General features: G+C 57.7%; 13 protein-coding genes. 8 read left to right on the top strand and 5 right to left on the bottom strand.

Annotated elements, in window-relative coordinates; translation table 11 throughout:
* The first annotated feature begins 209 nt into the window (after positions 1-209).
* From DMP06_RS01060 to DMP06_RS01075, 4 genes are all read left to right on the top strand, one after another.
* Positions 210-1,409, top strand: coding sequence for a helix-turn-helix domain-containing protein (locus DMP06_RS01060; RefSeq protein ID WP_123207889.1), 1,200 nt, complete (start codon positions 210-212; stop codon positions 1,407-1,409).
* A 319-nt stretch (positions 1,410-1,728) separates the two neighbouring features.
* Positions 1,729-2,274: a hypothetical protein gene (locus tag DMP06_RS01065; protein ID WP_123207890.1), complete on the top strand. Its 546-nt coding sequence runs from the start codon at positions 1,729-1,731 to the stop codon at positions 2,272-2,274.
* Positions 2,275-2,440: 166 nt separating this feature from the next.
* A complete protein-coding gene (locus tag DMP06_RS01070; RefSeq protein ID WP_123207891.1) occupies positions 2,441-2,656 on the top strand; it encodes a helix-turn-helix domain-containing protein in 216 nt (71 codons plus the stop codon).
* Between the two features lie 149 nt (positions 2,657-2,805).
* Positions 2,806-3,594 carry an aspartate/glutamate racemase family protein gene (locus DMP06_RS01075; RefSeq protein ID WP_123207892.1) on the top strand — a complete coding sequence of 263 codons (789 nt, stop codon included), beginning with the start codon at positions 2,806-2,808 and terminating at the stop codon, positions 3,592-3,594.
* A gap of 237 nt (positions 3,595-3,831) precedes the next feature.
* Here DMP06_RS01075 and DMP06_RS01080 read toward each other — a convergent pair whose 3' ends face one another.
* Entirely contained in the window at positions 3,832-5,424 is a 1,593-nt protein-coding gene (locus DMP06_RS01080; RefSeq protein WP_123207893.1) for a helix-turn-helix transcriptional regulator, read from the bottom strand.
* 228 nt (positions 5,425-5,652) lie between these two features.
* On the opposite strand from DMP06_RS01080, the gene DMP06_RS01085 reads away from it, so the two are divergent.
* The 4 genes from DMP06_RS01085 to DMP06_RS01100 all read left to right on the top strand — a co-directional run bounded on the left by DMP06_RS01085 (position 5,653) and on the right by DMP06_RS01100 (position 9,709).
* A complete protein-coding gene (locus tag DMP06_RS01085; RefSeq protein WP_123207894.1) occupies positions 5,653-7,620 on the top strand; it encodes an FAD-dependent oxidoreductase in 1,968 nt (655 codons plus the stop codon).
* Between the two features lie 335 nt (positions 7,621-7,955).
* On the top strand, positions 7,956-8,453 hold the full coding sequence (locus DMP06_RS01090; protein WP_123207895.1) for a DUF2975 domain-containing protein: 498 nt from the start codon (positions 7,956-7,958) through the stop codon (positions 8,451-8,453).
* A gap of 171 nt (positions 8,454-8,624) precedes the next feature.
* A complete protein-coding gene (locus DMP06_RS01095) occupies positions 8,625-8,840 on the top strand; it encodes a helix-turn-helix domain-containing protein (protein ID WP_123207896.1) in 216 nt (71 codons plus the stop codon).
* Between the two features lie 149 nt (positions 8,841-8,989).
* Positions 8,990-9,709: an aspartate/glutamate racemase family protein gene (locus DMP06_RS01100; RefSeq protein WP_123207897.1), complete on the top strand. Its 720-nt coding sequence runs from the start codon at positions 8,990-8,992 to the stop codon at positions 9,707-9,709.
* Between the two features lie 258 nt (positions 9,710-9,967).
* On the opposite strand, the gene DMP06_RS01105 is transcribed toward DMP06_RS01100, so the two are convergent.
* The 4 genes from DMP06_RS01105 to atpG form a co-directional block, all read right to left on the bottom strand.
* Positions 9,968-12,148: a VgrG-related protein gene (locus DMP06_RS01105; RefSeq protein WP_161957775.1), complete on the bottom strand. Its 2,181-nt coding sequence runs from the start codon at positions 12,146-12,148 to the stop codon at positions 9,968-9,970.
* Between the two features lie 448 nt (positions 12,149-12,596).
* Complete coding sequence (gene atpC / locus DMP06_RS01110; protein ID WP_123207899.1) at positions 12,597-12,869, bottom strand: ATP synthase F1 subunit epsilon; 273 nt, start codon at positions 12,867-12,869, stop codon at positions 12,597-12,599.
* A gap of 1 nt (position 12,870) precedes the next feature.
* A complete protein-coding gene (atpD, locus tag DMP06_RS01115; protein WP_123207900.1) occupies positions 12,871-14,328 on the bottom strand; it encodes a F0F1 ATP synthase subunit beta in 1,458 nt (485 codons plus the stop codon).
* The gene (gene atpG / locus DMP06_RS01120; RefSeq protein ID WP_123207901.1) at positions 14,329-15,249 is read right to left on the bottom strand and encodes an ATP synthase F1 subunit gamma; all 921 of its coding nucleotides are present in this window, start codon (positions 15,247-15,249) and stop codon (positions 14,329-14,331) included.
* Positions 15,250-15,261: the final 12 nt, after the last annotated feature.

Here is a 15,261-nt window from a genome sequence, read left to right on the forward strand (position 1 = left end):
GAAGTATATCATCTAACTTCTCAAAATTTTTGAGAAGTTATGCGCATTGCTTCTCAAATAATTTGAGAAGCAGCACTCATGTCACGCCGTTGATTCTTTCCTCCAAAAGTCAACCAATGCTCCATTTATTCTACTGCTGGATGATGAGATACTTGCCTCAGCGCAGAGGCCTCTCCGTTTGACCGCATCATTGAGAAGCAGGAGCCATCATGCCAGACAGCAAAACCGCACCCCACGAATCCCCCGCAACACGCATCGGAAGAGTCATCGTCCGCTCGCGACGCACCGCGGGCCTCACGCAAGAGGCGCTTGCAAGCCACCTTGGGGTGACCAAGGCGGCCGTTTCCAAGTGGGAGCTTGGCCAAAGCGCACCCGACATAGCGATCATCCCCCACATTGCCGCATACTTCGGCATCACCTGCGATGAACTGCTCGGATATACTGAACAGCTAGACGAGGAGGAACGCAATCGCACAATAATGGAGCTTTTAGCCGCCCTCGAGTCTGACTTTGAGGCGGGGTTCGACGCTTGCAAACGCACGGAGCGTGCCCATTGGCGCGATTGGCCCCTACTCTGCCAAATGAGCGCGGCACTGTTGAATCGCGCACTGTATCACCCCGATCATTTCACCGAAGTCACAGATTACATAGAAGGCGTATTCGAACGCATAGAGGACGAATGCGATGATCCCTCTCGCACGCGCGTGGCACGCATGATGCGCGCAACCGTTCTTATGAACTCTAACCAACCAGACCGCATTGAGGAATGCATCCAGCTCCTTGAATCGCTTTGGGCAGAGGACGCCGTTACGATACCCTCGCTTCTAGCAACCGCCTACGATCAGGCAGGACGCAACGACGAAGCTGCCGCCTTGAGGCAGCGCATCGTGTACATCTCGGGCACAAACGCCGCAAATGAATGCATAGCCCAGCTGAAATACCACGAAGACAATCCGCAGCGGATACGAGCCCTTTCTCGCGCGGCACGCGACATCACGGATGCGTTGCAGCTTGACGCGATAAGCCCTATGTTCTCCATTTCCCAATTCGCCCGCATATCTACCGCCCTGAAGAATGCCGGAGAGGTCGAGGATGCGCTTGAAGCCGTGGAACGCCTGTGTGTGCTGCTCAACGGCAACGGCGATACCGATGCCTCGATTTGCGCCGTTTCCCCTTTAGGCGGCGGGTTGTTCGACGCCCTGAAAGACGAGTTGAACTCAGGCGCCGAGTTTGCCGACCAGATAGGCGGCGTAGGCGCTGACATGCTGAAAAACAGCATCATTGCTACCGTAGTTGCGGGCGCACATTGGGATGATTGCCTTGACGACCCTCGCTATCAAGCGCTTTTAGCGCTGCGCGACGAAAGCTATGACGCAGCCGCCCATTGGGCGCAGCAAGAGCAGGCGTAACAAATAGGCAGGACCCTCCTGGAGGAACGGGGCAACCGCGATACCTATCGAATGCGACGCCCTATTCGATAGGCTCCCCCTTTCCTCCAGGCCCATTCCTTTCTCCCCTATTTTCATGCCACATTCGCTTTAATCATCTTTAATTTAATGTAAAACATTAAATTCTTATTGCATAAGTTTAATTGCATAGTTATAGTGTAAATAGCACGATGCCTAGGCAGCACGCACGAGCTCAGTTTGCGCACTGGATTTCAAGCCCTCTCACTTGCCCGCGGGAATAAAAAGCCTTCGGGCAAACTATGAAGGAAAGAAGGCCGCAATGCCCAATTTACGCGATAAAACCCTCAACCATATGGCCACCCTCTGTCGCATCATGTCCATCTTATTCATTTTCGTCTCAATCATTTGCGCCCTTGCTTTCTTTATTGGCGTCATACTGTTTGCCGCAGGCGCGTTCGGTTACGAATTTCTCACGACTAATGGCGGGTGGAACCCGAGCGAACCTGGCTTCTCCCAACGCGAACTTGTTACCGAAGGCGTCACGTTTTCCCTATTCTCAGCGCTTGCACTCACGTCCTACCTCATCGCGTTTAAAATGTTCCGGTCCATCGCGAAAACGCGTCATCCGTTCGAACGGGCACGCGCCCGTGAGCTCAAAGGCATCGCCTGGGTAAACATCGCTTGCGCCATCTTGCCCGCCATTGCCGCCGCTGTTGTATCTACCCTGGGATTCGGAAACCCATATATACCCGAGGATTTTGGTATAGACTACGACACTCTTTTTAATGCCATCATCCTTATTACGTTCGCCTACATTTTTGACTACGGCTGCATACTTCAGCAGCAAGATGACGAACTGCTGTAAGCGCCTTGAATGCAATGGATCCGCGTTGCGAATTGCTACAATACCGGAACAGCAAATCGCTTCGCTTGCAGCGAGATAGTCCGCCCAAGCGAGCGGCATCGCAATCGCATGGACATCCATCTTTAGGCGCATCGCACCTGCGCAATGGCTCAGATAGGAGGCGGGCATGATAGTACTTCGGCTCGATCGCATGCTCGCCGATCGCAAAATGTCGCTCAACGAACTGTCCGAGCACGTGGGGGTGTCCAACGTGAACCTCTCCCGCATCAAAACCGGGAAGGTGAGCGGCGTGAGATTCTCCACCCTCAACGCCATTTGCAAGGCGCTCGACTGCCAACCGGGAGACATTCTGGAATACATCCCCGACCCAGAAGACGAATAACCCGCCCATCGATTTCCCGCCGACGGGCCCGCCACTCCAAGCATGCCCGTCATCCATTCCTCATCCTGCAGCCAAGACCTTTTTTGCCACCTTTCGGTTGGCCTGGACGCTATACTTGCAGCAACGCAACGTCGTCGAAGGAGCGCGCCATGAAGCTTGCCGTAATCAACCCCGTCGTCAACCTTCCACAGAACGTGTCCGATGCGATGAAGCCATACTTGGCCTCGCTCACCCGCACCGATACCGAAATCGAATATGTAACGCTCAAGCACGGTTTTCCCTCGGTTGAATCCGAGATGCAGGGCATGTTCAACGGCACCGAAATCGTGCGCGAGGCGCTCGCCGCAGCCCAGCGCGGCGCAGACGGCATCTTCGTGAACTGCTTCGACGACCCTGGCGTGCAGGCGCTACGCGAGATGATTGAAGTACCCGTGTTTGGAGGGTACGTGCCCTCGGTGCTCACGGCGCTTTCGCTGGGCGGACGCATCGGCATTATCACCACCGATTACGATGGCATCGCCAATGAAGAACGCAAAGCACGCACCGAAGGCTTCGACGGCAAGATTGCCGCCATCATCCCTGCCGACATGATGGTAGGTGAGGTGTTTGGCGGCGACGGCGTGGACGAGCGCCTGGCAGATGTTTGTTCACAGATGCACGATGAGTACCGCATCAACACCGTGATCTTGGGCTGCACCGGCATGCAGCGGGCAGTTGCAAAGCTGCGCAAACGTCTGGCTGACGCCCACTACCCCGTCACCGTGGTGGAGCCCTTGGCGGCCGGCGTCACCCATCTGGAGCGCATGGTAACGCTCGGCATGACCAACTCCCTCCACATCGGCATCACTCTCGAAGGGCTTGTTGATCAAAACGCACGCCCGCAACATCTATCGAAAGCTCGGAGCATCAAGCAAGCAGGAGGCGCTCGCCGCGCTTGAAGCCCTGCTGTAAGAAGCGCAACCCCGTTTGCCACCCTGAGCTCCGTGCACATCGCCTCCCCTCCCTGGCGATGCAGAAAGGCCGCCGACGATTTCGACGGCCTTTCTTTTTGCTTGCATGTTATTCGCGCATCGCGCATCCGGACCGACATCCATCATGGGCGCTTCTCAGCTTCCATTCAGACGCGCATCTGCAACGATTTTAGCCAGTCGCCAGCGGAGTGGGCGCATGCAACATCATTCGCCTCCTCCGCGTTTTCCAAACTGTTCAACGCATTCGAACAGCCCTTCTCGCGAATGCACGTCAAGCTTACGGTAAATGGCCTTCGTGTGCGCCTTGATGGTGTTTTCCGAAAGCACCAGGCTTTCGGCGATGGACGCAATGGTGCGGCCGCGCACAAGCTCCGCTAACACCTCCCGCTCTCGGCCGGAAAGCCCGTACGCATCGCCCACTCGATCGCATAAGGCAGAGAACAAATCGGGCTCCGAGAAGGCATGCGGCCCAACGGAACCCTCGCCCATCTCGGCGCTATCAATTGCCCCATCTGACACGTGTGCCATATCAAGAAACTCGAAGGAGTATTCATCCTCATGGAAGCTGTTGATGCGGAAGAGGCTGTACGACTTACCATGCAAAAGCGCAAACCCCGTAAACAATATGCAATACGTCACCGCCAGCACCGCAATCGCGGCAGCGCTTTCTCCCACAAGACCGTCGAGCTTACCAAGGAAGGCACCCGCCAAAAGGCCACCCACATTGGCAAGCATGGCGCATGAAAACAGTCGCACCGGATTTGCGTCGGTGGTAGCAACGATGGGCCCTAATGCAAGGTAAACCATGGCAAGAAAAAGGTAATAGCCTGAATACAAGAGCGAAGGAACAAGCACAAGACTCTCGTCGCCTCCCAAAAGATGCACGATCATTGCCGCCGACATGAAAAACAGCACGAAGCTAGGAACAAGCAGAAGCCCGCGCGCCTCGGCCGCCATCTCAAGCAGCGCAACCGCCACTATGACAAACACCGTCACCGCCAGCACGCACGACCAATCACCCGCATTCGCGAGCACTGCCTGCACGTCTCCCGCGCCACGCAAGTAGTTGTACGGAATCGAATATACCGCGATGCACACCAAAAGCAGCAAAGGCGATTTGCGCACATGCGTCTCACCGCGCACGCCCCACGACTGGCGAGACGCCTCAAGCAGCCAGCATGAACGGAACAGGCATGTCACCGCTCCCGCCAAGAACAGAAAGAACGTCGCATCGGAGATACCGCGCGGAAGACTGGCCTCCACCATGTAGAGCGCAACCGAAACCGACACCGCAACCAACGTCACAAACAGCTGCTCGCCCTTGGGATTGAGATAGCGGTACACCTCGCCCCACGCAACGATGAACGGCGTAGTCCCGCATGCGATAAGCACATTGCCCCCGTAAATGGCCGCTTCAAAAATACCGCCTGCAGTGTATCCCACCACAAGCAACGCCGCACCTGCGCACAAGCATGCCGCGGCGCCATACAGGACATACCGGCACGCAAGAAGCGAGCCTATGCGCCGCGCCCCTAAGAACAACGCCAGAAATACCGCAAACGTCACAATGGAGTTCACCAACCAGGCATCCCCGGAGGCAGCAGCACTGCCGCCGCCAAACACCGTATCGCCAAACGTAATACAGTGCAGCGCCGCCCATTGGAGCGCCATGCCGGCCGTGGCAAGAAGAATGCCCTTGATGCGGTTCATGCTGTAGTGCGTCGCGTTTGCCTCGCCGTCCAGCTGAAGCGAACGACTGTATGCGACGGAACCGTCGTCGCCCTCCCTATATCCCATCCGCGCTTCCCTCCTCTTCGCGCTTGATGCTTGATAATCTATTGTCCTTTATGCTCCATTCTTTCGCAAGAAACGCACCTCTGCCCTCACCCGTTACGGGTAATTATTGGGTCACCTGCGGCATTTCTACCTTCTGCGGGTAATAGACCGAAGGCATTCGGCCCCTTACGATGACTTTAGGAAACGCGCCGCACAGGGCGGACGCATTCCGCGAACAAGGAGGGAACCATGGATATCACGAGGCGCAATTTCTTGGGCATCGCAGGAGCAACGGGCATCGCCGCCGCAGCAGCAGGAGCGGGGCTGGTGGGCTGTGCGCCCGCATCCCAAAGCTCGAGCTCAAATTCAGAAAGCCAGGAGGGGTCCTCGCAGTCTGTCACGCGCAACGTTGTAGCCACTTACACCTGCGATATCTGCATCTGTGGAGCCGGCAACTCCGGGCTTTCCGCAGCCGTAGAGGCCGCGCAGCAGGGGCTTGGCGTTGTGGTTCTGGAAAAACACGGCGGCACGGGCGGCGGCGGCATTGGCACCGAAGGCGTGTTTGCCGTCAATTCCACCATGCAGCAAGAAGCGGGCATTCAAATTGAGCCGGCTGAAATCATTTCCACTGAAATGAATTACTCCCACAACCGTGCTAATGGCCTGAAATGGCTCGACCTGGTGCAGGCATCGGGCGAGAACATCACGTGGCTCAAGGAGTGCGGCGTCAACTTCACTGGCGTAGTTGACGATTATCATGGCGGGCAGTTTGAGACGTTCCACTGGTTCGGCGAAAACCGCGCCCACGACGACTTCTCCCCCGCAATGACTCAAACCGCCAAAGACGCAGGCGTTCAGTTCCTCATGAACTGCCCAGCCACCGATCTTATTCAGGATGAGAGCGGCGCCATTACCGGCGTGTACGCGCAGAAGCTCAACGGCGACTACGTTCAGGTGAATGCCAAAGCCGTAGTGCTTGCCACGGGCGGCTTTGCCAACAACGACGAATACCTGCAAGAGGGCGGCTTTTCTGACACCACCAACGTCAAGCGCTTCCTGTACGGCTACGACGGCGACGGCGTGCGCATGGCTATGGAGGCAGGCGGCGCGAGCAATATTCCCCGCATGTCCGGCCTGATGCAGCTTACCGTATCGGGCGCACCGGGCGGCGAGTACGGCACGTTCGGCCGCGGCGACGGTCTGGTTGTGGCCGGCCATAACGCCGCTTCCATGTGGATCAACGAGGACGGCGAGCGCTTCTGCGCCGAATCGGCCGGTGTTGAGAACTGGATGGCCGACATGATTCCTTCGCTCATGCACCAGAAGCTCTATTCCATTTATGACGCCAAGATTTTCAAGGACGCCTACGACGGCATGATTGCGCCGCGCATCGACTGGGAAGCCACCCAGGAAGAGCTTCAGCAACGCATCGACGAGAATCCCTACAACGACTTCTTCAGCGCCGACACGCTGGAAGAGCTTGCGCAGAAGGCATGCGATGCGCTTGAGCTCGATTACGATACCGTGATTGAGTCCATCAATACGTACAACGACATGTGCGATGCGGGCGACGACGCATACTTTGGCAAACCCGCCGAGTACATGCAGAAGCTTGAGAACCCTCCGTTCTACTTCTGCTACATGCCCCAGGCATGCATGGTCACCTTCGGCGGCATTCGCACCAACCGCAAGATGGAGGTTGTGGACAAAACCGGCAAGGCTATTCCCGGCCTTTACTCCGCCGGCGTGGATTCGGCCGATTTGTGGCCCAATATCTACACCATCAACGTACCCGGCGGCACCAACGCGAACAACATCAACTCGGGCCGCTTTGCCAGCAAATTCGCAGCTGAGTACATTGGCACGGAGAAGGTCGGCAGCGTTTCTTCCGAGGGCGATACCAGCGAGTCGGTGCCCGATACCTCTTGGAGCATGCCTGAAGGCGAGCTGAAAGACGGCACGTACACCGACACCCAGTTCGGCATGTTCAGCGACATCACCGTGACCGTGACCATCTCCGGCGGCAAGATTACCGAGATCACGCAGGAAAACGAACTGGAGACTTCCTACGTAGGCGTCGCCGCCATGGAAAACACCCTGATTCCTGCCGTAATCGAAGCGCAAACCCCCGCCGTCGATACGGTAGCCGGTGCCACTCGCACCTCTGACGCCTTCCGCACCGCGGTGCAGAATTGCTGCGAGCAGGCCGCTTCGTAGGCACGGCATTCAGGACGCAACTCCATCTGTCACCTTGGAATCCGAGCACATCGCCGCCCCTCCCTGGCGATGCAGGAAGGCCGCCGATTGATTTCGGCAGCCTTCCTTTTGCTTGCATGTTATTCGCGCTCAGTTTGCGCACTGGATTTCAAGCCCTCTCACTTGCCCGCGGCAATAAAAGCCTTCGGGCAAACTACGAAGGAAAGAAGGCCGCAATGCCCAATTTACGCGAGAGGCCCTTTCAGGCAATGTTCGCATAGCGCAGCACGAGCCGCTTTAATCAAGGTCAAGCCGATCGCTATTGGCATGTGGGGCAAACCGAAAAGGAGACGACGATGGACGCGCTGGACAGACGGGACACAGAAAACCGCATCGTCATTCAAAGCCATATGTTTGAAAACGTGGGCTTATTAATGATGATAGCGCTTGCGGTTGTAGCGGTGCTCTGCATCATCCAAATCATTCTTCTCGCCGCAGGGTCGCCCGCTGGAACGTGGGCAAACGACGCATACTTTTATGGGACGAGCGTCGTGACCTTCCTTCTTTTGATTGTGCCGTTTTATCAGCTTAAAGCCATGAGTCGCCGTTTTTATGAGCAAAGAACTCCGTTTAAGCCGGAAAACGTGAGGTCGCTTCGCGTCATCGGCATAAGCATCATTGTCCTATCGCTTTTCTGGGGGCTCGTCGTTCCGGCGATGGACTATCTTTTCGGATTCGCCCTTGGCAACGTGACAAATTCGCTCTGGGTGTGGGCGGGAGTCATGGTGTTGTTCATCGCGCATGTTTTCAACTACGGCTGTGCCCTTCAGCAGCAAGATGACGAACTGCTGTAAGCGCTTTGAACGCAATGGATCCGCGTTGCGAATTGCTACAATACCGGAACAGCGAATCGCTTCGTTCGCAGCGAAACCCGTTGGCCCGCTCAAACAAGCGACGTCGCAACCGCAGGAATATTCATCTTTCGGTGCATCGCACCTGCGCAATGGCTCAGATAGGAGGCGGGCATGATAGTACTTCGGCTTGATCGCATGCTCGTCGATCGCAAAATGTCGCTCAACGAACTGTCCGAGCACGTGGGGGTGTCCAACGTGAACCTTTCTCGCATCAAAACCGGGAAGGTGAGCGGCGTGAGATTTTCCACCCTCAACGCCATTTGCAAGGCGCTCGACTGCCAACCGGGAGACATTCTGGAATACATCCCCGACCCAGAAGACGAATAACCCGCCCATCGATTTCCCGCCGACGGGCCCGCCACTCCAAGCATGCCCGTCATCCATTCCTCATCCTGCAGCCAAGACCTTTTTTGCCACCTTTCGGTTGGCCTGGACGCTATACTTGCAGCAACGCAACGTCGTCGAAGGAGCGCGCCATGAAGCTTGCCGTAATCAACCCCGTCGTCAACCTTCCACAGAACGTGTCCGATGCGATGAAGCCATACTTGGCCTCGCTCACCCGCACCGATACCGAAATCGAATATGTAACGCTCAAGCACGGTTTTCCCTCGGTTGAATCCGAGATGCAGGGCATGTTCAACGGCACCGAAATCGTGCGCGAGGCGCTCGCCGCAGCCCAGCGCGGCGCAGACGGCATCTTCGTGAACTGCTTCGACGACCCTGGCGTGCAGGCGCTACGCGAGATGATTGAAGTACCCGTGTTTGGAGGGTACGTGCCCTCGGTGCTCACGGCGCTTTCGCTGGGCGGACGCATCGGCATTATCACCACCGATTACGATGGCATCGCCAATGAAGAACGCAAAGCACGCACCGAAGGCTTCGACGGCAAGATTGCCGCCATCATCCCTGCCGACATGATGGTAGGTGAGGTGTTTGGCGGCGACGGCGTGGACGAGCGCCTGGCAGATGTTTGTTCACAGATGCACGATGAGTACCGCATCAACACCGTGATCTTGGGCTGCACCGGCATGCAGCGGGCAGTTGCAAAGCTGCGCAAACGTCTGGCTGACGCCCACTACCCCGTCACCGTGGTGGAGCCCTTGGCGGCCGGCGTCACCCATCTGGAGCGCATGGTAACGCTCGGCATGACCAACTCCCTCCACATCGGCATCACTCTCGAAGGGCTTGTTGATTAGCCTCATGCCGATTATTGAAAACAATTGATGAGTCAGGTGAATGAAGCGGTTTGCTAAATGTACTAAAAAATGAATCTCGCTATTGAAAAAACAGCGTTTTCCCGAATTAAGAGCAAAAGGGCCACCAGAATCATCTGGCGGCCCTTGCCACGAGTTGAATTGTAGTGCCACGCCTGGCATGCAAGATAGGCACAATCGCCGGATACGAGCCTTCGCCCCCATCCGGGGTACCACAAGCCAGTCGCTGGGTGAACGGCTCTAGTTCCCGCCCAGGATGCGACGCAGGGTGCCCGCTGCCACGCCAAACGCCAAAGCGAAGCCGCCTACGAGCGCCGCAACGATGCCCACGCTCTCGTCATTGGTTTTGAGCAGGGTTTCCTTGCCCTCATCGGTCGATTTGTCGTTCTTGGAATCCCTCTGATCGCTTTGGCTGCCGTCCGCATCGCCGGCCTCGTCAGACTTGGACCCATCGCCCGACTTGTCCTCCCCTTGCGACGAGCCACCCTGGTTCTCAGAGGCATTCGATCCATCTGAACCCGAGCCCGTCTTATTGTCGGACCCTTCGCCCGAAGCAGCATTCGAGTTGGACTCTTCCGATCCGCCGGTGTTATGAGCGCCGTCAGTCGAGTCGTTTCCAGACCCTCCGCCCGTCTCTATTCCGGCACCGGTACTGCCGGAATCGGGCGTTTCCTCGGGCTTGTCGTTAGCGCCGGCATTTTCATCGTTGGATGTCGTGTCATCCGTAGCGTCGTTCGAAGGAGGAGCGGGAGTCGGCTCGGAATCCTCGTCGGAGCCGGAATTCGATCCCTCGCCCTCGTTGCTGCCGCCATCGGAGCCGCTCTCGGATCCGTCGTTTGCGGTCCCCCCGCCGCCACCATCATTCGTGCCGGTGTCACCCGAAGGAGCATCGTCCGACGGAGCATCACCGCCGTTTCCGTTGGAGGAGTCCTCCCCCGCACCGGAGTTGCTACCGGAGTCGGGGGTATCTACCGCCCCATCGGTAGAACCGCCAGACTCGCCCCCATTGGAGGAATCGGCATTGCCCGACCCATTGCCGCCCGACGAACCTTCGCCATCCGTAACGGCGTCATCGGACTCCGCAGGCGGCGTGGGCACTACGGTCTGCTTCTTTTTCCACTGCGCGTACAGCACATCGTCGCCCTTGGTGAGCGTGTAGCTGGATCCCGCGGCGTAGCTCTTGCCGGAGCCGTCTTTCTTGGTGTTCCAGCCCATGACCTCGTAGCCGTCACGCGTGAAGCCGCACGCAGCTACCTTGACGCTCTTGTTCACGGTTCCATTGGTGGCGCTCATCTTGCCGGAACCGCCGTTGGCGTTGTAGGACAGGCTATCCGCCTGCTGCGCCTCGTCCTCGGCGATATACGCCAGGCAATCAGCTTTCTCGCTGCGATAGCGGTTCTGCCAGCCGGCATGATACTCAGGCTGCGCCTTGTAGAACACCGCCACGTTATTTACCACGTAGTCACACAGCGTGGTTACGAACTCGCGGTCAGACATGGCGTTGGCCTTCTTGTAATCGCCGTTCCAGGCACCCGGCCATTTGTAGCTATCGTGCCACGTGCCGTTCCAATCGTATCCGCTCGTGTAGCCGCCAACGAACTTTCGCCACCCTCCGGTGCCGAACAGATTGGACATGCCCCAAACGAGCCCCTTAACGCAATCGGCACGCTCAGAGATATCGATACCCAAGCTTTTCAGATACTTTTCGGCCGGAAGATAATACTCTTTGTAGGCCCAATTATCCTGCAAAGCAGAAAAGCCCGCAGGATCGGCCTTATAGGCCGCATGCCAAGAGCTGTTGAGCTTGGTGCCGATGCTGGTCAGCTTTCCAGTGGAAGAGTTATACAAATCGCCCGTGATGTCGGTGGTCAGAACCCACTTGAACATCGAGTAGGTATCGGGGTCGTAGTTATAGCAAGAAATGAGGAAATCATCCAAGCCGTAGCGGTTATCGAACTGGTAGTAACCCATCGCATGATAACCGTCGCCCCACGATAGACCCTGGTCGTAATTGCGACCGCTTTCGTAGGCGGTGAAGTATTTCATCTCGTCGGACAGGGCGACAGGCGCAATCGATGCCGCCATCGGTGCGGCATAAGCGCGTGACATCATCATGACCGTAGGGGCCTCAACGTAAAAATCCTCTTTGTCGTAGGCAGCTGGCTCCTCGACCGTTTCTTCTCCGGCCGCTGCAGAAGAATCTTCTGCAGCCTCTCCGTCTTCGGAAGAAGCCTCAGAGGTCATAGCGTCTTCGGATTCAGCGGTGTCTTCAGTCGCATCGGCATGGGCGGCAGCATCGCCGCCAGCTTCGCCGACAATCTCGGAATCAGCGCTCTCAGCGGCAAGGGCAGCCGCGGGAGTCATGCCGAACGCAAGCGTGAGAGTCATGCCTGCAACGACGATATGGCGCGTAGGTTTCATCGGAAGAGCCCCTCCTTCTGCGCAACCCTCGCAAGCAAACGCGCCGCACCGCATAAGCAAAACATGGCGGAGGCGGCATGCGCGACGTTGCGAGACGTGCCGAGGGGCACGATGCGCGTAGTTCGATTGGTGTGCGTATGCGCTGTTAGTTCGAGCCTATCTAACCACACTCTCAGCTCTTCGTCATCTGTTTCAACTGAATTTTTCAGCCAATTTCGAGGGTTCTTCACAAGCGGTTTTCCGAGGTCAGAGGCCTATACTACATGTAGTGCCATCTCTTCTATGCCTTGTGGAAACCAAGGGATACCAAGCCTCTTTCAACGACCCAACCTCCCTTGAAACACAAAAAGGGCGGCTCCTTAAGGAACCGCCCTTGCATTGCGTATGACGCTCGCGGGTAGCCACATGGACTACGCCACAAAGGCTTAAAAGCCCTTGCCTTCAAGCACTAAGCCTGATGGCTCTCCTCGGCCTTGTCAGCGAGGATGATGACCCTCTTGCCGTCGACCTGCACGTAGCCGCCTTCGATGGCGAACTCCTTGTGCGGGCCGCCCTCTTCTTCCTGGATGCGGACTACGCCGTCGGCCAGGGTGGACACGACGGGCGCATGGTCGTACAGAAAGCCCATCTCGCCCTCGGTGCCGGGAACCACGACGAAGTGGACATCGCCGGAGTAGAACTTCGCCTCAGGCGTCACGATATCGCAGGCAAACTTGGTCATGTTAGTTCTCGTCCTTCTTCATGGCCTCGTACTCAGCGTACACGTCGTCGATGGAGCCCTTCATGCGGAAGCACTGCTCGGGGATCTCGTCGCACTCGCCGTCGAGAATGGCGGCAAAGGAGCGAACGGTGTCCTCCATCTTGACGTACTTGCCGGGCAGACCGGTGAACTGGGTAGCCACGTGGAAGCACTGGCCGAGGAACTGCTGGGCCTTACGAGCGCGAGACACGGTGAGCTTCTGCTCCTCGGTCAGCTCGTCCATACCCAGAATGGCGATGATGTCCTGCAGGTCCTTGTAGTTCTGCAGCAGCTCCTGGATGCCGGTAGCCACGCGGTAGTGCTCCTCGCCCACGATAGCGGGCTCGAGAGCGCGGGAGGTGGACTCCAGCGGATCAACGGCGGGGTAAATACCCAGCTCGGCGATGGAACGCGACAGAACGGTCTTGGCATCCAGGTGGGTGAACGTCGTGGCCGGCGCGGGGTCGGTCAAGTCGTCAGCGGGAACGTACACAGCCTGCACGGAGGTAATGGAGCCCTTATCCGTGGAGGTAATGCGCTCCTGCAGGTCACCCATCTCAGTGGCCAGCGTGGGCTGGTAGCCTACAGCGGAAGGCATACGGCCGAGCAGTGCGGACACCTCGGAACCCGCCTGAGTGAAGCGGAAGATGTTGTCCACGAACAGCAGCACGTCCTGACCCTGATCGCGGAAGTACTCCGCCTCGGTCAGACCAGCCAGACCAACGCGCAGACGCGCTCCCGGCGGCTCGTTCATCTGACCATAGACCAGGCAGGTCTTGTTGATAACGCCAGACTCGCTCATCTCCAGGAAGAGGTCGGTACCCTCACGGGTGCGCTCGCCTACGCCGGTGAACACGGAAGTACCGCCGTGCTCCTGGGCCAGGTTGTTGATGAGCTCCTGGATGATAACGGTCTTGCCAACGCCAGCGCCACCGAACAGACCAGTCTTGCCGCCCTTGATGAAGGGCTCGATCAGGTCGATGGCCTTGATGCCCGTCTCGAAGATCTCGGTCTTCGTGGACAGGGTATCGTACTCAGGCGCGGGACGATGGATGGGCATGTAGCCGGACACCTCGGGCATCGGCTTCTCGTCCACGGGCTCACCGATGACGTTCCAGATGCGACCCAGGGTCTCAGGGCCCACGGGCATCATGATCGGATGACCGGTGTCAACGACCTCGAGGCCGCGCACCATGCCGTCGGTGGAGCTCATGGCGACGGAGCGCACCAGGTTGCCGGGAAGCATGGTCTCAACTTCCAGAACAACGTGCACTTCGCCGACAGGAGTAGTTGCGTCAACCGTCAGCGCGTTGTAAATCGCCGGCAGCTGATCCGCAGGGAACTCAACGTCAACGACAGGGCCGACGATACGCACGATGCGTCCCGTACCGCCCTTGCTGGCGTCGAGCTCCGCTTTGGTAAGCATTTTCTCGTCAGCCATTTAATCCTCCAAAGCAGCAGCGCCGCCCACGATCTCGTTAATCTCGGTGGTGATGGCGCCTTGACGTACACGGTTGTACAACCGCGACAGCGTTTCCACGATCTCGTTCGCGTTCTCGGTTGCCGAGTGCATTGCCGTGCGTCGTGCAGCCTGCTCGCCTGCGGCGGAATCGATCAACGCGTGGTAGATCGAGGTGCGCAGGTATGCGGGCAGCAGGCGCTGGAGCACATCGGCGGGCTCGGGCTCGAACTCAAGCGAAGCGGAAACGGTATCGGCGGACTGATCGGCAGCGTCGGCCGCATCCAAGGAGGATCCGGCGGCAGCGGCCATAACGGCCTGCGTGTCAACGGGCAGGATAATCTCCTCGCGGAGAACCTGCTCAGCGGCGTTCTTGGCGTGGTTGTACACCAGAACGACCTCATCCACGCTGCCCTCTTCATACGCCTTCACGGCGTAATCGGCGATCTGTTTCGCCTCTTCAAACGTAGGGTCGGCAGAAAGATCCGCGAATTCAAGCACCGGATTGATCTTGCGATACTTGAAGAATCCGATTGCCTTCTTGCCGCAGGCGATCACTTCCACCTCGACACCCTGCGCCTTTTTTGCGCGGATCGTCTTCTCAACCGAGCGCAGGACGTTGGAGTTGAAGCCTCCGGCGAGGCCGCGGTCAGAAACCACGGCCACCGCCAGAATGCGCTTCACATTCTCACGCTTTTCCAGCAAAGGATTCTCGCTGGCCTGCACGCGCTCCGCGACGCCTTGCAGCATCTCGGTCATGGATTCGGAGTAGGGCGTGGCGGCGTAGATGCGCTCGGTGGCATGCTTCACCTTCGCGCCTGCAACCATCTCCATGGTGCGCGTAATCTGCTTGGTCGAAGAAATCGACTTGATGCGCTTGTCTATGTCGTGCAGGTTAGGCATGTTCGGCCTTCC

Origin of the sequence: Slackia equolifaciens (assembly GCF_003725995.1) — a bacterium.
In the GTDB taxonomy this organism is placed as follows: Bacteria; Actinomycetota; Coriobacteriia; order Coriobacteriales; family Eggerthellaceae; genus Slackia; species Slackia equolifaciens.